At 38.3% G+C, this 20,017-nt stretch carries 18 protein-coding genes; 5 read left to right on the forward strand and 13 right to left on the reverse strand.

Features of this window, described 5'->3' with window-relative positions; all coding sequences use genetic code 11:
• Both OQ268_RS05370 and OQ268_RS05375 read right to left on the reverse strand, forming a co-directional pair.
• Nucleotides 1–747, reverse strand: coding sequence for a glycosyltransferase family 2 protein (locus tag OQ268_RS05370; RefSeq protein WP_265855072.1), 747 nt, complete (start codon nt 745–747; stop codon nt 1–3).
• A gap of 32 nt (nt 748–779) precedes the next feature.
• A complete protein-coding gene (locus OQ268_RS05375) occupies nt 780–2,051 on the reverse strand; it encodes a glycosyltransferase family 4 protein (protein ID WP_265855073.1) in 1,272 nt (423 codons plus the stop codon).
• Between the two features lie 84 nt (nt 2,052–2,135).
• Between OQ268_RS05375 and OQ268_RS05380 the strand changes: the two genes are divergently transcribed.
• The 3 genes from OQ268_RS05380 to OQ268_RS05390 all read left to right on the forward strand — a co-directional run bounded on the left by OQ268_RS05380 (nt 2,136) and on the right by OQ268_RS05390 (nt 7,704).
• The gene (locus OQ268_RS05380; protein WP_265855074.1) at nt 2,136–5,321 is read left to right on the forward strand and encodes a S41 family peptidase; all 3,186 of its coding nucleotides are present in this window, start codon (nt 2,136–2,138) and stop codon (nt 5,319–5,321) included.
• Between the two features lie 103 nt (nt 5,322–5,424).
• On the forward strand, nt 5,425–6,171 hold the full coding sequence (locus OQ268_RS05385; protein WP_265855075.1) for a class I SAM-dependent methyltransferase: 747 nt from the start codon (nt 5,425–5,427) through the stop codon (nt 6,169–6,171).
• Between the two features lie 9 nt (nt 6,172–6,180).
• Nucleotides 6,181–7,704: a rhomboid family intramembrane serine protease gene (locus OQ268_RS05390; RefSeq protein ID WP_265855076.1), complete on the forward strand. Its 1,524-nt coding sequence runs from the start codon at nt 6,181–6,183 to the stop codon at nt 7,702–7,704.
• Nucleotides 7,705–7,765: 61 nt separating this feature from the next.
• On the opposite strand, the gene OQ268_RS05395 is transcribed toward OQ268_RS05390, so the two are convergent.
• From OQ268_RS05395 to OQ268_RS05445, 11 genes are all read right to left on the reverse strand, one after another.
• Entirely contained in the window at nt 7,766–8,680 is a 915-nt protein-coding gene (locus tag OQ268_RS05395) for a glycosyltransferase (RefSeq protein ID WP_265855077.1), read from the reverse strand.
• A gap of 120 nt (nt 8,681–8,800) precedes the next feature.
• Nucleotides 8,801–9,562, reverse strand: a complete 762-nt coding sequence (locus tag OQ268_RS05400) for a class I SAM-dependent methyltransferase (RefSeq protein ID WP_265855078.1) — start codon at nt 9,560–9,562, stop codon at nt 8,801–8,803.
• Nucleotides 9,563–9,577: 15 nt separating this feature from the next.
• Nucleotides 9,578–10,225 (reverse strand): class I SAM-dependent methyltransferase, encoded by a 648-nt coding sequence (locus OQ268_RS05405; RefSeq protein WP_265855079.1) that lies wholly within the window; start codon nt 10,223–10,225, stop codon nt 9,578–9,580.
• On the reverse strand, nt 10,222–11,541 hold the full coding sequence (locus OQ268_RS05410; RefSeq protein WP_265855080.1) for a flippase: 1,320 nt from the start codon (nt 11,539–11,541) through the stop codon (nt 10,222–10,224). The genes OQ268_RS05405 and OQ268_RS05410 overlap by 4 nt, the downstream gene beginning before the upstream one ends.
• Nucleotides 11,542–11,560: 19 nt before the next feature.
• On the reverse strand, nt 11,561–12,085 hold the full coding sequence (locus OQ268_RS05415) for a DinB family protein (protein ID WP_265855081.1): 525 nt from the start codon (nt 12,083–12,085) through the stop codon (nt 11,561–11,563).
• Nucleotides 12,086–12,108: 23 nt separating this feature from the next.
• The gene (locus OQ268_RS05420; protein ID WP_265855082.1) at nt 12,109–12,807 is read right to left on the reverse strand and encodes a YjjG family noncanonical pyrimidine nucleotidase; all 699 of its coding nucleotides are present in this window, start codon (nt 12,805–12,807) and stop codon (nt 12,109–12,111) included.
• Nucleotides 12,808–12,824: 17 nt separating this feature from the next.
• Nucleotides 12,825–13,139, reverse strand: coding sequence for a low molecular weight protein tyrosine phosphatase family protein (locus OQ268_RS05425; RefSeq protein ID WP_265855083.1), 315 nt, complete (start codon nt 13,137–13,139; stop codon nt 12,825–12,827).
• A 13-nt stretch (nt 13,140–13,152) separates the two neighbouring features.
• Nucleotides 13,153–13,797: a uracil phosphoribosyltransferase gene (upp, locus tag OQ268_RS05430; protein WP_265855084.1), complete on the reverse strand. Its 645-nt coding sequence runs from the start codon at nt 13,795–13,797 to the stop codon at nt 13,153–13,155.
• A gap of 90 nt (nt 13,798–13,887) precedes the next feature.
• Nucleotides 13,888–15,156, reverse strand: coding sequence for a DUF7033 domain-containing protein (locus OQ268_RS05435; protein WP_265855085.1), 1,269 nt, complete (start codon nt 15,154–15,156; stop codon nt 13,888–13,890).
• A 122-nt stretch (nt 15,157–15,278) separates the two neighbouring features.
• Complete coding sequence (locus OQ268_RS05440; RefSeq protein ID WP_265855086.1) at nt 15,279–15,785, reverse strand: DUF6702 family protein; 507 nt, start codon at nt 15,783–15,785, stop codon at nt 15,279–15,281.
• 60 nt (nt 15,786–15,845) lie between these two features.
• Nucleotides 15,846–16,514: a class I SAM-dependent methyltransferase gene (locus OQ268_RS05445; RefSeq protein WP_265855087.1), complete on the reverse strand. Its 669-nt coding sequence runs from the start codon at nt 16,512–16,514 to the stop codon at nt 15,846–15,848.
• A gap of 223 nt (nt 16,515–16,737) precedes the next feature.
• On the opposite strand from OQ268_RS05445, the gene OQ268_RS05450 reads away from it, so the two are divergent.
• Both OQ268_RS05450 and OQ268_RS05455 read left to right on the forward strand, forming a co-directional pair.
• Nucleotides 16,738–17,322, forward strand: coding sequence for a HupE/UreJ family protein (locus OQ268_RS05450; protein WP_265855088.1), 585 nt, complete (start codon nt 16,738–16,740; stop codon nt 17,320–17,322).
• A 16-nt stretch (nt 17,323–17,338) separates the two neighbouring features.
• Nucleotides 17,339–19,708 carry a M1 family metallopeptidase gene (locus OQ268_RS05455; protein WP_265855089.1) on the forward strand — a complete coding sequence of 790 codons (2,370 nt, stop codon included), beginning with the start codon at nt 17,339–17,341 and terminating at the stop codon, nt 19,706–19,708.
• The last annotated feature ends 309 nt before the right edge of the window (nt 19,709–20,017 follow it).

The following is a 20,017-nucleotide window of genomic DNA, read 5'->3' on the forward strand; positions in this document are numbered from 1 at the left end:
CTAATCGTTAGTTCTTCGGTGTTTAACAAAATAAGCCACCAAATTTCCAGCGATAATAAGATGGTTGAAGATGTTTGGGATTAATCCGTAGTACTTTGTGAAAATTTTAAAGCGCTCTTTTAAGCTTTCGCGGTGCTTTTTCTTGCTGATTCCGCCTACCAAATATTTGGCCACATAAGTTTGAACGTTTACAATGTTCGATGCTTTTTTAGCAGCCTTGATAATCCAATCGATATCGGCACTGTATTTATACTTTAAATCATAAGGTTCAACAATGTTTCTTCGAATGTAAATGGCTTGGTGACTAATGTTCATGCCATACTTAAAACTTTTCCAGTCGAATTTTTCTGGTGCTTCATGCCGCCTTCTTCCTAAACTTTGCCAGGCATCGTTGTACATTTCTGTTTCTCCGTAATAGATATCGGCTCCATCGGCGGTTGCAAAAATGTCTTCGACAGTTGTTTCATCATAAATTTCATCACCAGAATTCATAAACAAAACATAATCGCCACTGGCCAGGGCCAAGCCTTTGTTCATTGCATCATAAATGCCTTTATCGGGTTCCGAAACGATCTTAGCAATTTGATCTCGGTATTTTTCGATGATAGATAAAGTGCCATCAGTAGATTTTCCATCGATAACAATGTATTCGATTTTCTGATAGGTTTGATTTAGTACGGATTTAATTGTTCGTTCAATATCCCGAACATTGTTGTACACAATAGTGATGACAGTGAGTTTGGGCATATTAATGCGTTGGTTTTTTAGCTGATCCCATATTATTTTGGCTGCAAATCAATTAAAGTTTCGTACAGATGAATATGTTCTGCAGCAATGATATCTTCAGAAAAGTTTGCTAAAATACTCAATCGGGCTGCTTTCTGGATATCCTCTTTGTTTGGACGATGGTATAACCATTCTATGCCATTTGCAAGGTCGTCTGCATCCTCATATTTCGCCAGATAACCGTTTTGCATGTGCTGTACCATATCTGGAATCCCCCCTGTGGTAAATGCAATAACCGGTGTGGCACAGGCCAGGCTTTCCATAACAGTATTGGGTAAGTTATCTTCCAATGATGGTGTAATAAATGCATCAGCGGCAGAATAGCACTTTGCTAAATGTTCATCTTTATTAATGGTGCCTAAAAAAGTGGTTTTAAATGGAAAATCGGGCATCTCTGCGTTGTCCTTATTTCCGAAAATAACCAATTCTATATTTTGTTGAGCTATACCGGCTCGGCGTGATAAAATCTCCAGCGCCTCGATTAAGTATGGTGTTCCCTTATGTTTATCGTTTTTGGAGGGCATAAAGCCACTCATCAACACAAATTTATCAGAACTAATTTTCAGTATTTTTTTAGCTTCCGATTTAACGTAGGGCTTAAAGATCTTGGTCTCGATGGTATTAGGGATAACCGTTGTTTTTCTCGTTCCCAGTAAGCTGCTAAACTTCACAGAATTTGCCATCCATCTACTCGGCGCTACAACATGGAAATTCAGGTTGGTGTAGGCTTTTTGTTTGCGAAGCCAGGTTTTATGTGAAATATCGTTGCCGCCACTAATTTTTAAGATGGGGCAGTTGCCACACTGCTGATGAAAGTTTTCGCAGCCGTAACGCACATGGCAGCCGCCAGTAAACGCATTGCTATCATGGAAAGTCCAAACGATGGGTTTTTCCAATTCATCTAGCTCGGCCAGAAATTTCGGGGTCAAAAATCCATGATTTACCCAGTGCAAGTGAATAACATCTGCATTTTTTACCATGGGATGGTTTTTTATCGAACGACCAAACCATTGCAAACTAAAGGGCGTTTTAACAGATTTGCTCAGCCATTTGGCATAATACCTTTCCGATAAAATATTAAAAATAGCTTTTGCTTTTTGGATAGGAGACTTTGTAAAAGTATCTACCGACGGATTTTGGCCAAATTTATAATACGCCAATACCGTAGAATCTACACCATTTGCTTTAAGCGCATCGCTCAGCCTTAAACAGGCCCTGCCTGCGCCGCCATTTCCATCATAGGTATTTAGGTGTACTACTTTCAAATCAATCAAAAATACATTTATTGTTTACGAATGTAAAATCTGTTGTGTAATTTCATCTTTTCCAAAGCCAAACCAACTACAACCATGATTAAACCCTTTCTGAAATCGCTTGCGGCAGTGGCTTTTTTGCTGCCCATGCAACTGTTTGCCCAAGACCAAACTTACTTTGCCTCTTACCCTGCTTTAACGCCCGATGCACAGACAATCGTATTTAGCTACGATGGCGATATTTGGAAAGTTGCAGTTGGTGGGGGCGTAGCTTCAAGAATTACGGCTATGCCCGGAGAGGAAATCAATCCAAAAGTTTCGCCCGATGGTAAGTTGCTCGCCTTCTCATCCAATCAATTTGGAAATAATGATGTTTACGTGATGCCCATAAACGGTGGCGATATTAAACAGCTAACCTTTAACGATGCGAGTGATGAGGTAGATAATTGGAGTTGGGACTCGAAATCGATCTATTTCACATCCGGGAGATATAATTCTTTTTCGAGCTATATGATCGGTGTTGGTGGCGGCACCCCTGTCCGCTTATTCGATAACTATTTTAACACTACCCATCACATTGCCGAATCGCCAAACGGAGCGTTGTTTTTTAACGATACCTGGGAAAGTTACCGCTTTCCAAACCGTAAGCACTATAAAGGTGCCTATAATCCCGATATTCAATCTTATAATCCTAAAACCAAAGAATATAAACGATATACGGACTACATCGGCAAGGATTTCTGGACGAGCGTAGATCAAAAAGGCAATGTCTATTTCGTATCTGATGAAGGCAATGATGAGTACAATCTCTACACATTTATCAATGGTAAAAAAACGGGGTTAACTAAATTCGAAACTTCAATAAAAAGACCTTTTGTGGCCGCAAATGGGAACGTTGTTGTCTTCGAAAAGGATTACCAACTGTATGTTTATAATGTAGGCACAAAGCAAACGGAAAAGGTAAACATCAGCACGTCGAGAAACCAGGTGTTAAGCAAAGAACAGGAATATGATGTGCGATCAAATATTTCTGCTTTTGATGCTTCAACAGATGGAAAAAAGATTGCCTTCATATCGCGTGGAGAGGTTTTTGTTAGCGATGCCGATGGTAAATTTATCCGTAAGATAACCAATAGTGGCGAGCGTGCTATGGAATGCAAGTGGCTTGCCGATAATAAAACCATACTTTTTAGTCAAACAGCCAATGGCTATCAAAATTGGTTTAGCATTGCCGGAGATGGAAAAGGTAAGGTTAAACAACTTACTACAGACCAGGCCAACAACCGAGATATCTGCCTGAACAAAAGCAAAACCATGGCAGTTTACCTAAGCGGCCGTAACGAATTAAAACTATTGGATCTAAAAACATTTGATAGCAAAACTTTAGTTACCGATGAGTTTTGGGCTTTTCAGAATTCCGCACCAAGCTTTTCTCCAAATGATGAATATGTTTTATTTACTGTTTACCGAAACTTTGAGCAAGATATTTTGGTTCACCAGATTAAGACAAATAAAACTATTAATTTAACCAATACAGGCGTTACAGAGACAGGCCCATCCTGGTCGCCCGATGGAAAGTATATTTTCTTTACCAGCGCTCGTACAAAGCCATCTTACCCAACAGGCATGTCTAATGCGCATATCTATAGAATGGCGTTGGATAATTACGATGAGCCATTCCGTTCTGATAAGTTTGATGATTTGTTTAAAGAATCTAAACCTGCAGAAATTAAGCCAGCTGTTGTGGTTACAAAGGAAAAAAAAAGCAAAGCAGATACGGCAAAGAAAGCAGAAGCTAAACCAACACCTAAGCCTGCGAGTGTAATCACCATCAACACACAAGATATTTTAGACAGGATCGAGCTGGTTGGGCCTGCTTTTGGCGGACAGAACGGTACTGATGTTTTTGCCAAGGGCGATAAGACATATGTGTTCTTTACCTCAAATCATGAAGGTGGGGTACCAGGACTTTATAGAACAACAATAGAATCCTTTGAGGCGAATAAAACAGAGAAAGTTACAGATGGTGGGGATTATTCGATCGTACAAGCTGGAGATAAATACTTTGTACTTTCTAGGGGCGTAATCAATAAGTATAGTTTAGAGAGTAATAAACTGGATAAAATTGACCATGGGTATAAATTTACGCGAAATTTAAATGCCGAATTCAATCAAATGTTTTACGAAACATGGGTGGGATTAAATGAAAACTTTTACGATGAGAAGTTTCACGGTGTAAATTGGGATAACATGCGTAAACGTTACGCTGCTTTCTTGCCTTACGTAAATAATCGTAGCGATTTAAGAACCTTACTGAATGATATGTTGGGTGAGCTGAACTCATCGCACATGGGTTTTAACAGCAGTGGTGCCGAGGAAAGAAAAAACCTCAATTATGTAACCAATGAAACAGGAATTATATTTGAAAACGAGAATCCACTTCGGGTAAAACGTATTGCTGCCAAAAGCAATGCTGCGCATACAGGAAATAACGTTTTGCCAGGAGATGTTTTAATTGCCGTTAATGGGATTAGGGTGCAACCGAATATCGATCGGGATTATTATTTCAGCAAACCATCCTTAGATAAAGAAATGACACTCACTTTTAGTCGTGGAGGGAAAGACATTTTTGTTAACCTTCATCCCGAAAGTGCAGCAATGTTAAGAGCCAATTTATACGATGAGTGGATCACAACAAATCGGAAAAATGTAGATAAATGGGGTAATAATCGCATTGCTTACTCGTATATGAAAAATATGAGCGGCGGCGAGCTGGAAAGTTTCTTACTCGATATGGTGGCGCAGGAAGAAAATAAAGATGCCATTATTTTAGATTTACGTTACAACACCGGTGGAAATGTACACGATGATGTATTGAAATTTCTTTCGCAACGGCCGTATTTACAATGGAAATACCGAGGGGGAAAATTGGCGCCACAAAGTAATTTTGGCCCTGCTGCAAAACCTATTGTATTGCTTATAAATGAACAATCACTGAGTGATGCCGAGATGACTGCAGCCGGGTTTAAGCAACTTAAACTGGGGAAAATTATCGGCACCGAAACTTATCGTTGGATTATTTTTACCTCGGCTAAAGGTTTGGTTGATGGTTCTTCTTACCGATTACCATCATGGGGTTGCTATACGATGGATGGCCAAAATTTAGAAAGCAACGGCGTTAAGCCAGATATTTTTGTGAAAAATACTTTCGAAGATCGTTTGGCTGATAAAGATCCACAGTTACAGAAAGCCGTAGAAGAGATTTTGAAAGACCTTAAATAATTTTTAATTAGTCGTTGTTTTAACAGTTTTCCTGCCGAAGTAACGATTAATTTTTAAACTCTACACTTATTTCCGTTTCTTTGAAACTGGATTTTAAACTTACATGGCAAACTTATTAACCGACAGGGCTTTTTGGGTAAATTATTGGGAGCGGAAAAAAGGTCTTGCGGTGCAATTACCCGCCAATTACTTATTTCATCGGCAACTTGCCGAAGTCGTATCTAAAAACGATGTTAAAGATGCCATTGAACTCGGCGGTTTTCCAGGTTATTATGCTGTGTTTTTAAAGAAGTATCTTAAGCTTGATGTTACCCTCTTAGATTATTTTGTGCATCCGCCGGTAGTGCAGGCCCTTCTAGAAAAAAATGATTTGAAAGAAAGTGATATTCACATCATTGAAACCGATTTATTCAATTATCAACCAGAAAAACAGTACGATTTAGTATTGAGCTGCGGCTTGATAGAACATTTTAACGATACTGCTGATATCATAAATCGGCATATTGCCTTTGTTAAACCAGGGGGAACGTTGTTTATAACCCTGCCAAATTTTAACGCGGTTAATGGTTGGTTTCAAAAAACCTTCGACAAAGAAAACTACGATAAGCATAACATCGAAAGTATGAACCCTCGTTTACTGAAAAATATTTGCGAGGCTGCAGGTTTAAAACAAGTGCAGGCGGGTTATTTTGGTCGGTTTAGTGTTTGGTTAGAAGATGAGAGCCAAAAATCCATAGCCGTTCGGTTTTTTAAGAAAGCGGTTTGGATAACCGGTAAAATTTTTACGAAAATTATCCCTTTCGATAGCAAAAATCTTTCGCCTTATATTATCTTAGTGGCAAAGAAATAAAAACGCTCTATGTCTGTTAGTTGGGGTTACTCTCCTAAAATCGAAAAATTTATCCCGCTAGGAGATTTTCCTGCCGATAAATATTTAATTGTTGCACAACAAGCTATTGAAAATCTGGGATGGAAATTGAGTCATATCTCAGAGACAGGGTTAATCGCCTATACACCTATTTCATTTCAATCTTATAGTGAAGAAATATCTATAAGAATTCATGGGAATTTCGCCGTAGTGAAAAGTGAGTGTGTGGGTATCCAAATGCTTCTAAACGATTATGGTAAGAACGATTTAAACTTAGAAAAATTCTTTCACGAATTTGAGTATGTTCAATTTCACTTAAAAGACGTTTGGGAAGAGCGTATTACTGCATTCCACACCCTCATTGCCGAGCAAGACGATCAGTATTTCGAGAAAGCCCCTTTGGCAATCAAAAACAAAATCAAAAACGTTTTATACCTGTTTTTCCCGCAGAAGGGATATTCGGTAACGCCCATTGTGTTGATTTTGAATATAATTGCTTTTGTAGCCATCAGTATTATTTCTGCATTTTTCTTCAGGTATGTATTAGCACATTCAGAGAATCTCGATGCAGTTGAAATCCGCCAGCGCATGCAAAACTTTACATTAAACTTTGGTGTAAACCACCGGAATGCGGTACTCGGTGGGCAGTATTGGCGCCTGGTTACCTATCAGTTTATTCACGGCTCTTTATCACATATCTTTTTTAATATGTACGCCCTAATTTATCTTGGGTTAATGATCGAGAACAAACTGGGCTGGAAACAATTTCTATTTATCTACCTGGTAAGCGGTATTTGTGGCGGCTTGGTAAGCTTAACTTTCCACCAAGAGGGTATTATGCTTGGTGCCTCAGGCGCCATTATGGGTTTGTATGGCGCATTCATAGTGCTGCTCCTTAATAAAACTTTCGAACGTGCTGCCAATCAGGCATTGTTGTTAAGTACGTTAATCGTTTCATTTTTAGTATTGATAAATGGTGCGTTTGGTAAAAACGTAGATAATGCGGCACATATTGGCGGCTTTATTTCTGGTGCTATCTTTTGTTACCTTTTTACGGTGAAGCCGAAAGTAGAAATCGATTTTAAACCTTGGAAGCGTTACGCAACAGCTTCGCTCTTATTTTTGGGTTTCGCCTGCAGCATGATCTACTTTAGTCCGAAGTATCAAACGGAAGAATTTAAGCTTTTAAGCTACAAATTTAATGGCAACCTAGAGTACTTAAATGCAATTACCAATTTGAAAATAGATCTTCCGAAACATGCTAAATTACAATCGATAAAAGAGGATGGCATAGATAGAATGGAGAAAAACCTCGTTATCATTAAAAAAATGCAAGCGCTGAACCTAAAGAAACAAGAGGCAAAAGAGAGAGATCGAAAAGTGAAGCTATCAAAGGTTTCTTACCGGGCGGTAATGTTAATGTATCGAGATATAAATGGTGATAGCACTTTTAGGTATAGTAAGCAAACTTCTAAAGCGCTCGGAGATATGTTTGATCTTCTTTATGGCAGGTAATAGTTGGTTTTAAAAAGTACGCTTTCATCGGGTAAGATTTATTAAATCAAAGGGTAAGCATTTATCTATTGAAGTAAGGCGCAAATTTCTCGTAAATAAAACGCCTAATCCGCGTGGCTAAATTGCCCTTTCTTCCAGCTAAAAATGTTTTGATGATTTGATATGCTTCTTTGTTTTCTGCGATTACCTTTGGAAATTGACTAATGGGTTTCGGGTTAATTACCACATTATAAATGTCATTAATGCCAGAATGCACTCCAGTGCCATCGTGTCCGATGTTGTTTACCAGTGATTGAGATGGGTTTAACGTTAGGCCTCCCTTTAAGAAGATAGAGGCGTACCAGCGAATGGCCCAACTATTATTTTTTCCTTTTTTAAAATCTTGCATTTGCTTCCAAAAGTTCATCTTGTTTTCAATAGCAAAAGCAAACTTCTTCTTTTGGTCGAAGGATCTCATTAAGACATCAATATTGGGTTCGAAATGCTTCCAAGCCCTGCCCCAGGTTGCCCAGCCCCAACTTGTTGCCGCACGATAAAAGAAGGATTCAGGAAGCACATCGGCTTTCAAGGGATACATGTATGCCCCAACATGCATTACTTTTTCTTCTTCGCGATATAGGTCTAAAGCATTATTAAAATACAACAGCGTGTGAGGTGAGGTAATTAGATCATCTTCCAAAACAATTACCTGATCGTAATCTGCAATAAGTTTAGATACACCTTCTATAATTGCGTTTGCTAAACCAGCATTTACCTTACGTTCAAATACCTTAACAGATTTAAACCCTTCGGTATGGTTAATAATCGCCCGTACCTCTTCTACCTTTTGCTCATCTGATACAGATTTTGCGCCATCAGAAAAGATAAAAAGCCTGCTCTCGCTAGCCAGCACATTTTGTTTGAGAAACTTTATAGTTCGCTCAGTGTGCTGGGGGCGATTGTAGACAAATAAGGCTATTGGCGCAAGTTTTTGCATGGTTACTATATTACCTTTTAAATTTCTTTTGAATGTTTTACAGTCAATTTTATTTTAGCTCAGCATTTTTGAGAGATACAGTTGGCTCAATTTATACCGAACCGTAGCATGAGCTATCACTTAAAATATTTGTAAAGTTTGATCTGATTTTTTCGTTAAGACGGTGTATGCATTTGCAAACTGTTCTTGTTTCTTAGTGCCAAGCATCTTGCCTAAGGTAAATTTAATGCGATACTCAAGCTCTATTTTTAGGTTGGTTGCAAAATTATTTGGTCTTTTTCTGTTGATGAATTCATTAAATTTCACCGTTTCAGGGGCAGTCATAGACACTTTGTCTGCCAAAATTTCTAAACCTTCGCTCTGCAACAAAAACCGTAAAGATGTAGGCGTGTACATGTTAATGTGGCCATAATCTAAGAAGTGTTTCATCCGCTTATCTACACCAAAACGATAATCTTTTGGAACCTCTATTACAATATATTTTGCAACGCGTTTAAGTTCTCGTATAAGCACTCGCTCATGTTCAACATGTTCTAATACGTGTGCCAGGATAACCAAATCGAAGGTATCATCCGCAAAGGGAATTTTGTAGCCATCAAATGTGTTGGCACTTACCAGTTTGTTTAGCTTTCTTTCGTTGATGAGATCTACCCCACTTTGTGCAATTTCTAAGGCATAAAGTTCTGGCGCAAAATTCCACTCGTTTAAGAAATGCAGAATGCTACCATCGCCTGCACCAACTTCTAATACTTTCTTCGGATCTAAATCTTTACAAACGGTTACAACATTTTGGGCTTTATATTTTGCACCCAACATTCGCCAGGCCACGTCGTTATTGGTGTAAAAATTATCGTATGCTGTTTTAACTTCTTCGCTGAGCATAAGTGTAAATAATGATTATATCCCCAAACAATTGTCGGCCTTGTAAAATACAGAGGTAGCTTTTTCATAAAAAAGACCCGGCGAAATCCCACTGAAGCTAATTTCTTTAAAACCTTGTGCTTTAAGCAAAATCCTGGCAGGATTATAGACTTCCCGTTCGCTGTCGTCTAACACTATTACCCCATTCGGTGTTAATGCATCCAAACTATATTTGCAACACCTTACCCTATCGCGGCCATCTACAATAATAATATCGAATTTCTGATCCAGAAGCGCAGCTTTTTTGGCGTACTCACCATCCCTTTGTAATTCGCAAAATATCATTTCAGCGTTCGCCGGACTGCCATTTTTAACCTTATTGTACCAATCTTTATCGTGCTCAACAGAAGTTACAGCGCAAGCTCTTTCAGCGTAAAATATAGTAGAGTTGCCAGATCCATACTCGAAAACCCGGTGCGATTTATTTATTCGTTCTTTAATAAAATCGATAAATGAATAAGTAACCCAAGGCAGTGGTTTTCCATTTCCATCTACGGCCTGTTTCTTGTCGAAAGCGGTAAACCACCCAATGCTATTGAGATAACCTTTGTGTCCGTAAGATAATAATGCTTTTAACCTATTAGGTTTTGCAATTAATGTGGTTAGTGCTTTTAAATTATTCAACGTTTAAGTATTTTTTGAAATGTTGTGATCAAAAATAGTGATTTTAACATCATAATTCCTTGCTGCCTGGTTTTAGGGATGAGTAAAACATAGAATGTAGAAACAAAGCATGCAATTAGTGTAGCTAAAGAAGCACCAACACCTGCATATTTGGGTATTAACCAGATGTTAAGTACTATGTTAACTATAGCGCCTGCGGCTGTTCGGTAAAACGAAATTTTTGTTAATCCCTCTGCAACCAGGTATTGAGAACTGGCCATACCCAGGAATACAAAAATACCCGACCAAATGTGGATAGATAACATTTCTCCGGCTCCATCGTATTTTCCGTTGTAGATGATGTGAATAATATCTGCGGCGAAAAAACTGATAAACATAGCCAATGGCAGGTTAATGTATACCAAAAGATCGTAAAGATTGCCGAGCCGTTTTTGATATCGGCCCAAATCTGTTTTGCGGGCATTAAGCAAAGCTGGAAAGACGGAAATCACGATCGCATTTGGAATAAAATACCAAGCCTCGCTTAGGTTTTGTGCACTGCTGTAGATGCCAACGGCTTTACTCCCAACGCTTTTTAACATTACCACATCAATTTTCATGTAAATGGTAACCATTACAGCCGAAAGTATTAACGGCGATGATTGACGCAACAGGCTCTTAGCTCTTTGTTTATTAAACGTCCAATTGAAGATGCTTAAGTTTCTATTCTGGTAAATGATGGTTAAGCCAATAGCTAATACTACAGCGTCTAATACATAAGCTAACACAATATATATTAGCGGCAGATTTAAACTAATAATGATAATTTTCACCACGGAAGTGATAATTAGGCAGATGTTTTGCACCTGAACCACATATTTCGATTGTACCTGTGATTGAAAATAAGCATCGATTATATTGAACGATTTGAAAAAAGAGGCCACAGCAAGCAGGCCAACTAGCAAAGTTAGCGGTTCACCAGGCGCAGGGGATAGCTTGTTACTAACCAAGTAGATAATTATTGCAGTAGGAACCAATAATGCATTGGTAACCATTCGAAGCCACAAGGATGTTCCCAGAATTTCATCTTTTTTATTTGGCTGCTGAATAATTTCTCTAATGATGAAGGTATCTAATCCTAAACCCCCAATCGCAGCTAAAATTGCAACAAGCGAAAGACCAAAACTTAAATCACCAAATAAGATAGGGCCAAGGTATCGAGTAATTAAAACATTTACTATTAGGCTTAATGCCTTTCCAAACATTAACCAGCCCGTATTTTTTAAATACTTATTAAATGCTTCTTCATCAAAACCTTTTATGGCGGGTAATTTCATCAGCGCAAAGATGTAAAATTTAAATGCTTTGCTGAAAACTCTTTTCTATCCGTTGCAGTTGCTTCAAATGATGTTTAAGATGTATTTCGATAAACCTTAACCATTGTTTGGCATTGAGGTAACCTAACCTCGGATGTTTGGTTTTAACCTTTGGGTTTGCATCAGCTATTTTGGCAAACGACTGTTCAAATGCCGTTTCAAATTCAAGAATAAAATCTAAAGCCTCAGTTTTAGCAATCTTTTTAACCCTGCTGGCCAGCCTTTGTGGCACTTTGTATTTTGCTGCCGGCGGGAAAGCGCCCATAAATAAGATCATTTTTACAGCAAAGTGTGTTGGCTGGTTTTCACCCTTCCCACTAATACAATCGTTTAAAGCAATTAGAGAAAGTAAACTGGCATCAAAAATATGCGAATAAACTTCACTGTAACTCCATCCATCTGCCGGCGGTGTTTGCGTAAAAACTTCATCTTCATACTGTGCTAACTTCGCTTTATAAGAGTTTACAATGCGGTGTATAGAGCGCCTTACTTTTGCAGTATTCATTGCTAAAGATAACTATTAAAGTACTAGAATCGCGTGAGCAAATCTTTTAAATGTTTAATCTCATGTTTTACATCAGCAGGCTTTTCTTTTTCCATTGGATTAAAAAAAATTGCCTCCATCCCAAAGTTTAGTGCACCATAAATGTCAGCTTCTAAACTATCGCCAATCATAATGCTATCTGGTTTGGTCGTCTTGGCTCGGTCTAATGCATATTCAAAAATGATCGGACTTGGCTTATTAACCCCTACATCTTCAGAAATGATCACGTTTTGGAAGTATGGATTTAGTTTCGACAGATCCATCTTGGTTAAAGTAGTTTCTTTAAAACCATTTGAAATAATATGGAGTGTATATTTTTTCTGGAGATAAGCCAATACCATTTCTGCATCTTCAAAGAGATTGGTTTTGGTCGGAGAAATACGCACATAATCATCCTCAAATTGGTGCGGAACTGCATCAGGATGTACGCCGAGCGCTATAAATGTTTTGCTGAATCGTTGCGAGCGTAGGAAATCTTTAGTGATTTTGCCTAAATGATAATCTGCCCACAGTTGGTGGTTATTTTCGGTGTAAGTGGCAATAAAATCTGCGCAGGAAGTTACGCCCAGTGTTGCTAGTTTATGGGTGTCATAGAGCTCATTCAAGGTTTCTTCCGCATTGCGGTCGAAATCCCAAATCGTGTGATCAAGATCGAAAAAAATATGCTTTTTGTGGTGATGCATGTATTTGTTGTCGTTTTTTATAAATAAGAAGAAACTTTTGCGGTAAGCTCATCAATCAATTCCTCATCCATGTATTGATAGTCGTCTGGAATATCCAGCACAATCATCGAAGCGATAAGTTGACTATTGAATTTTTCTGCTATTTGCTGTTTGTGCTTTTTCTCCATAACGAATATGATATCTGCCCAGGAGATGTGTTTAGCTGTGAGTTTAATTCTTGCTGAAGGTGCTGTACCTGCAGACCTAACCTGGTGGTTTGGGTGGTTTTTGAAAATGGTTTCGGCGGTGGCACTGCGCCACTTATTCCTACTGCACACAAAAAGAATATTCATCAAAAACGGTATACTAAAGTTTCTCTCCGTATGCTAAATCACCAGCATCGCCCAAGCCCGGTACAATGTAAGATTTGCTGGTCATTTCTTCATCTATTGCGCCGAGCCACAATTTAGCTTTTGGTAAATTTGCCCTTACATGCGCCACACCCTCAACGCTGGCTATCGCCGAAACAATATGCAGCTCGGCAATCTTATAGCGGCCGATGAGTTCCTTGCAGCACATGACCATGCTTTGCCCGGTCGCCAGCATGGGGTCGGCCATAATTAAAGTTCTGCCTTCTAAATCTGGCGATGATACATAATCCATCTGGATTACAAAATCTCCACCTTTTTTTACCTTTCTATAGGCAGAAATAAAACAGCACTGGGCTTGGTCAAATACGTTTAAAATTCCTTGTTGTAAAGGCAAGCCTGCTCTAAGAATGGTTGCTAATACAGGTTGTTCGGCCAAAATAGCGCAAGTGGCTACGCCAAGAGGGGTAGTTACTTCTTTATCGACATATTTTAGGGATTTACTAATTTCATATGCAAAAAATTCGCCCATGCGTTCTAAATTCTTACGGAAACGCATCGCGTCTTTCTGGATAGTTTCATCCCGAAGTTCAGAGATAAAGGTGTTGGCGATCGAAGTCGTTTTGCTGAGATTAAAAACCATGTTTGTATTCTTTAATAAGTCTTGCTTGGAGGCTTAAATTTAATGATCCTATTGTTTAACTCAGCGCTTTGTGCACAATTAGTCTTAAAATTAATTTTTGGCACTACCTATCATTGCTTTAAAAGCGGTATTCAATTTCTTATATTTTAGATGGCTTGAGAGCCTTTTGAGTTGCCAGCTGCTACAAAAACACCCACTCACCATCTTAACGGCATCTAATAGGTCATCTATAATATTATTCATGCTTTCCTGGCTCAAGTGTTCTAGAGCAGTATCGGCAAATGCATAAGGTGTTACGGCTAACAGGGTAACTTTTTCAAGTTGTAAATCGTACCAACTAAACGGCGTGCAAGTACCTGCCCTAAATCCTGGGGTTGCTGCATAACCCATGGAGTAATCTGCTGTAACTCCACTGCTAATTAGATTCAGATAACAAACTGGAAATTTTAGTACTTCTAATTGCTGGCTACTAAACAAAACCAAACTTGGTAGATTGGTTTTAAGTCTTGATAGGCTTTCTTTAATATTTCCAATTTGCTGCTTAGTGCTTGTACAGGGAGCCAACAATCCTACAGACTTACCTTTAAGTATAGATGAAATTTCTTTTAACTGAATATAACTTGCTGGTACTTTAGGAAAACCCAAAAAGTATGTTGTTTTAATGTTGGTTGCCACCACATAAGGTTCTACTTCTTGTAAGGCTTTTTCTACGGGTACGCTTATACCAGTTACTAGATCAAACTTGTTGCTTAAATAAGTGTTATCTTTGCTTAAAACAGCATTGGCATAGAATTTAGCTTTTTCAATAATTCCCCCTGGTGCACTAGGCTCAATGTGGATATTAATGGTTAATTGTTGGACAAAACTCTTCTCATGAAATTTCACCTGCGGATATCTTGTACGGATGAGGTTTCTAATGATTAGTGCCCACTCATCAATAATCGGGCGATCTAAGATTTTCCATTTGTATTGATAACTTTTATTTGCTGAAAATTCTTCATCTGTTCTTTTCTGATACAAATATTCTTCATACCTGCTTAAGATAAAAAATGAAGCAGCAAACACATCAAAAGGTAAAAGTGAATTTTGTACCGGGAAAGGCACCTGGTTTTCACCAAAAATTGTCGTTTTTACAACGATCTCTTCTACCTTGTTGGCAAATAATAGAGGGGTGCTTTTAAAAAATAACTCATCGGCAATTGGTTGGTTGCCATAGCTGATTTTAATATCAGTGCTCTCTAAAAATTGCTGTTCGTTTCCGGTAAATAGAACCTCGGCCTTTAAGATATCCCTAAATATAAAATTGAAGATATATTTTATCCTAGGTGTTAATACAGATGAAAATACAATTAACTGCATAATTTATTCAACAATAGGGAATAGGTAAACCTGGCTTTTAATAATCTAAATCTGGCTTAATCTATGCTCACCATTAGCAGATCATTATTAGAGCGGTTTACTATCTAATACAAAGCAAGTATCTAAAAGTTTGCCGTAAAAGTTCGGTCGGGATAAAGAATTTTTGTGCTTTTACGTGTTTCTCCTTTCACTACATGTACAATGCTCATTTGATCATCGAACATATCATATAAAATCGTACTGTTTACCTCTATAGCCTTTACGGTTGATACTTTTTCTACTTCTAAATAAATATTAGTGGCCTCATGGTCAATTTCAAACCCAACATACTGTAAAGTCGTTGGCTTTCCATTGGCCTTAATAAGCACATGGCTGGTAAGATATTTTTTAACCACCTCATCCATTTTGGCTTTTAAAGCAGCACTAGATAGATCTATTTTTTGATTATATTTTTTTGCAAGTATGGATTCGAAATCATCAGTAAAAATTCGGCAACTTATTTCCAATGTTTTATCCTTTCCATTGAAATTTACCTCTGTAGTACTTACATGTAAAGGATGTTTTAGCCGGCCAGAAAAACTGCTTAAAGCAATAAAAAGAAACGGCAAGATATATTTAAACTTACTCATAGGTTTACGTAATGCTAAAAATACTAAACGATACAAAGCAAAGTTACGATATAAAGGCGGCTATTTTTTAAAAGTGATCAGGGTATTTAGACCTGTTCGCTGGATGTTGAATTCGGAGAAATGATATTTGGCAAACACCTTTTTAAGTTTGGCATGCGATGGATGGACATGGGTAAGCTTCACATTGAGTTTCTCATTTAACCAAAAACTAAACTTGATTATCGATTTTTTTAACCTGGATTCCTTTTGGAGTTCCTTTTGCAAGAAGTTATCATTGTTAATCATGATAAATGCATAGCCACCATCGTTTACCAGTTGATAAATATGCTTTGCAAAAGCATAATCGTTAATGCAGTAGTACCAACAAATCCTGTTAAATACAATATCATACGTGCCGTGGGCGTCTTCTAAATAACCCAATGAATATTTTATGTTTACTTTTTCTTGTTTGGCCTTATTTTTCACGATGTTGAGGTAATTCCTGCTGATGTCGTGCCAGGTAACTTGTGCGCCTTTTTTAGCAAAGGCCAAACTATACTGGCCAGGGCCGCCACCAAGATCTAACAAAGATTTTCCTGAAAACGACACCTCTTGGTTCACCATTTCATCAATGAAATCGGTATTGAACTTCCGAAACTCGTGGTCGGCGTATGTTGCTGCGTGGGATAGCGGAACTGGGTCGAAACCTTTTTCCGGCCTTTGAAAGTAATACTTTAATCTAATCATCATGTCGAAAATCAGTTAGCGGTACACTAAGCTAGGGGTTTTTATTGTGAAGATGAGTTTCATTATACTTCACAATAAACGACGTTAGAAATCGGTAAGAGTAAATAGTTTGGGTAACAAATTTAATGGTTAAGCCCTGTTTCGGCAGATAATTTCACGTTTAGTATTTAAAAATTTAATTTTAGCACTTATATTTTATAGTGAGAAACGTAATCCTTTAAAATTCATGGTTTTTCAAGATTTTGTCTTTTATTTTAAGTTGGGTTGGGAGCACATTGTTAGCTTAGATGCTTTAGATCACCAACTTTTTATACTTGCGCTGGTGGCAATTTACAGCTATACTAACATTAGGCAAGTGCTTATCTTAGTTACAGCGTTTACCATTGGCCATTCTGCCACCTTACTTTTAAGCGTTCTAGATATCATTCGCTTTGATAGTAAATGGGTAGAATTTTTAATTCCGTGCAGTATTGTTATTACTGCCGTAAGCAATTTGTTTAAAAGGAACTTCTCATCAAAATCTTTAAGAATAAACTATTTCCTTGCACTAGGCTTTGGCTTAATCCACGGAATGGGATTTGCCAACTCAATTAGGATGATGTTAGCAAAAGATCAAAATATTGGCTGGGGTTTATTTGGTTTTAATCTCGGACTGGAAGCCGGCCAAATTTTTATGGTTTTGATTATTTTATTAATTACCTTTATAATTTTCAACTATACCAAAATCAAACGATTGAGTTGGGTGTTGTTTATATCTGCAGCTGTGTTTAGCCTTGCGTTAAAAATGGCTTTAGAGCGTTTGCCCTTTTAATAACTAACTAAGAATTATGAATAAATTATTTACTTTAAGTCTGCTGCTTTTTTCTGGCAGTATGGCAATGGCCCAAAACATTCAGAACAACCCAGGGAGTAACCATGGAAACAAGTTCGAACAATTGGGAACTATTTTGCCAACCCCTAACGAACAGCGTACCGCAAGCGGTGCCCCAGGCGTAAAATACTGGCAGCAACGGGCCGATTATAACATTAAGTGCGAGTTAGACGAAAAAAACCTAATGTTAACTGGTTCAGAAACGGTTACTTATACTAATAATTCTCCAGATCCGCTCACTTATATTTGGTTACAGCTTGATGAAAATGAGCATAGTACGAGCAAAAGCTCCAACTACCAGGATGCAACGAGAATGCCAGCTGTAGGTACTACGCAAAGCTTAGAGCAGTTAAGCGGTAAAGCCGATAATGGTTTAGGTATTAACATTACAAAACTTACTGATGCTACCGGGAAAAACTTAAAATATACCGTAAACAAAACCATGATGCGGGTAGATTTACCTGTAGCCTTGAAAACAGGCCAGAAATTAATCTTTAACATTGACTGGAACTACAAAATTACCGACAGGATGAGTATTGGTGGTCGTGGTGGTTACGAGTTTTTCCCAGCAGATGGAAACTACTTATTTACCATGACCCAATGGTACCCGCGTTTGTGCGTTTATAGCGATTTCCAGGGTTGGCAGAACCACCAATTTACAGGTAGGGGCGAATTTGCTTTAACCTTCGGCGATTTTAAAGTGCAAATGACAGTCCCTGCAGATCACCTGGTGGGTTCTACCGGAGAGTGTATCAACTACAGTGCTGTGCTGTCGCCAACACAACTTAGCCGCTACAATGCTGCAAAAAATGCAACTGCACCAGTGGAAATTCAAACTTTGGCAGAAGCCACGGCCGCAGAAGCGAAAAAATCTACCGCTAAGAAAACCTGGGTATTTAATGCCAATAATGTTCGCGATTTTGCCTGGACGTCTTCTCGTAAATTTATATGGGATGCGATGCCGCAAAAGATTCAAGCGAATAATAACACCGTAATGTGCATGAGTTTTTACGGTAAAGAGGCTTATAACCTGTATAGCAAATTCTCTACCAGAGCCGTAGCACACACTATTAAGACCTATTCCGATTTTACCATTCCATACCCATACCCGGTTGCACAAAGTATTGAAGCTGCCAACGGAATGGAATACCCAATGATTTGCTTTAACTACGGCCGTACAGATGCTGACGGAACCTATAGCGAAGGCACAAAGAATGGGATGTTGGGTGTAATTATCCACGAGGTTGGCCACAACTTTTTCCCAATGATTGTAAACAGCGATGAGCGCCAGTGGACATGGATGGATGAAGGCTTAAACTCTTTTGTTGAATACTTAACCGAAGAACTTTGGGACAACAAATTTCCAAGTAAAAAAGGCCCGGCTTACACTATTGTAGATTACATGAAGCTGCCAAAAGATGAGTTGGAACCCATCATGACCAATTCTGAAAACATTGCCCGCTTCGGCCCAAATGCTTACTCTAAGCCGGCTACAGGTTTAAACATTCTTCGCGAAACCATTATGGGTAGAGAACTTTTTGATTATGCTTTTAAAGAATATGCTAGAAGATGGGCATTTAAACACCCAGAACCTGCAGATTTATTCCGTACCATGGAAGATGCCAGTGGTGAAGATTTAGATTGGTTTTGGAGAGGTTGGTTCTATGGAACAGATGCCTGCGATATTGCCCTGGATAGCGTGAAATTTGCAAAGGCGGATTTCCCTAAAGATGTTCCTGCTGCGAGATCGAGAATGATGAAAGTAGACAAACCTGCTCTTAATACATTTGATGATATCTCTAAAATTAGAAACAGAGAAGATAAAAAAATTGGTTTCTATGTAGATAAAAACACAGCTGCACAAGATTTCTACTATAAATACGATAGGGGAATGGTAAGCGTTGATACTACGAAAACAACTAAAGTAGAGGTGCCAATGCCTTTGGAGGTAGTACCAGACGCTGAGCAAGATAAGTATGCAAACAAGTTTTTATACGAATTGAGTTTCAGTAATAAAGGTGGGTTGGTAATGCCAATCATTGTAGAATTTACTTACAAAGATGGCACTAAAGAGATCGATAGAATTCCGGCGCAAATTTGGAGACATAATGAGTTGAAAACTTCTAAATTTTATGTAAAGGATAAAGAAGTAGAGTCGATTTTAGTAGATCCACTACGCGAAACGGCAGATATTGATACGGCTAATAACACTTGGGGCGGCAAAGCCAGGGAAAGTAAATTTAGAACTTACAAAATGAAAGCAGGTGGCACAGTTAGAGGCCAGTCTGTTGGTTCTAACCCAATGAAGGTTGCTGGCGCAAAATAGTTGCTACAGTAAACAAAACAAAACTTTATAAAAATTATCCTCGCTGAATAGGTTTCAGCGGGGATTTTTTTTATGGCATATTTTGCACAAAGCTGATAAACCTTTGTTAAATAGACCTGACAGGAGCAAAAATCCTTTTATTGCCTGTTTCAGTAGTTGCATTTATTGTTTGGAAGTTATGCTGTTGTGGCAGAATACAGCAATAAAAGATTGTAGCGAATGGCGGGGCTGCCTTAGCCAAAAGTGATGACATTCGTTTTCCAATCATTTAAGAGACAGTCGTTTTGCATTGGTAATGATTTCCTGCTG

The sequence above is a fragment of the Pedobacter sandarakinus genome (genome assembly GCF_026240095.1).
Lineage (GTDB): Bacteria > Bacteroidota > Bacteroidia > Sphingobacteriales > Sphingobacteriaceae > Pedobacter > Pedobacter sandarakinus.

Excerpts from the sequence above, each read along its gene's own strand:
- OQ268_RS05370 (WP_265855072.1), bottom strand. The coding sequence starts at position 747 with ATGCCCAAACTCACTGTCATCACTATTGTGTACAACAATGTTCGGGAT.
- OQ268_RS05380 (WP_265855074.1), top strand. The coding sequence starts at position 2,136 with ATGATTAAACCCTTTCTGAAATCGCTTGCGGCAGTGGCTTTTTTGCTG.
- OQ268_RS05385 (WP_265855075.1), top strand. The coding sequence starts at position 5,425 with ATGGCAAACTTATTAACCGACAGGGCTTTTTGGGTAAATTATTGGGAG.
- OQ268_RS05390 (WP_265855076.1), top strand. The coding sequence starts at position 6,181 with ATGTCTGTTAGTTGGGGTTACTCTCCTAAAATCGAAAAATTTATCCCG.
- OQ268_RS05395 (WP_265855077.1), bottom strand. The coding sequence starts at position 8,680 with ATGCAAAAACTTGCGCCAATAGCCTTATTTGTCTACAATCGCCCCCAG.
- OQ268_RS05400 (WP_265855078.1), bottom strand. The coding sequence starts at position 9,562 with ATGCTCAGCGAAGAAGTTAAAACAGCATACGATAATTTTTACACCAAT.
- OQ268_RS05410 (WP_265855080.1), bottom strand. The coding sequence starts at position 11,541 with ATGAAATTACCCGCCATAAAAGGTTTTGATGAAGAAGCATTTAATAAG.
- OQ268_RS05415 (WP_265855081.1), bottom strand. The coding sequence starts at position 12,085 with ATGAATACTGCAAAAGTAAGGCGCTCTATACACCGCATTGTAAACTCT.
- OQ268_RS05420 (WP_265855082.1), bottom strand. The coding sequence starts at position 12,807 with ATGCATCACCACAAAAAGCATATTTTTTTCGATCTTGATCACACGATT.
- OQ268_RS05425 (WP_265855083.1), bottom strand. The coding sequence starts at position 13,139 with ATGAATATTCTTTTTGTGTGCAGTAGGAATAAGTGGCGCAGTGCCACC.
- upp (WP_265855084.1), bottom strand. The coding sequence starts at position 13,797 with ATGGTTTTTAATCTCAGCAAAACGACTTCGATCGCCAACACCTTTATC.
- OQ268_RS05435 (WP_265855085.1), bottom strand. The coding sequence starts at position 15,156 with ATGCAGTTAATTGTATTTTCATCTGTATTAACACCTAGGATAAAATAT.
- OQ268_RS05440 (WP_265855086.1), bottom strand. The coding sequence starts at position 15,785 with ATGAGTAAGTTTAAATATATCTTGCCGTTTCTTTTTATTGCTTTAAGC.
- OQ268_RS05445 (WP_265855087.1), bottom strand. The coding sequence starts at position 16,514 with ATGATGATTAGATTAAAGTATTACTTTCAAAGGCCGGAAAAAGGTTTC.
- OQ268_RS05450 (WP_265855088.1), top strand. The coding sequence starts at position 16,738 with ATGGTTTTTCAAGATTTTGTCTTTTATTTTAAGTTGGGTTGGGAGCAC.
- OQ268_RS05455 (WP_265855089.1), top strand. The coding sequence starts at position 17,339 with ATGAATAAATTATTTACTTTAAGTCTGCTGCTTTTTTCTGGCAGTATG.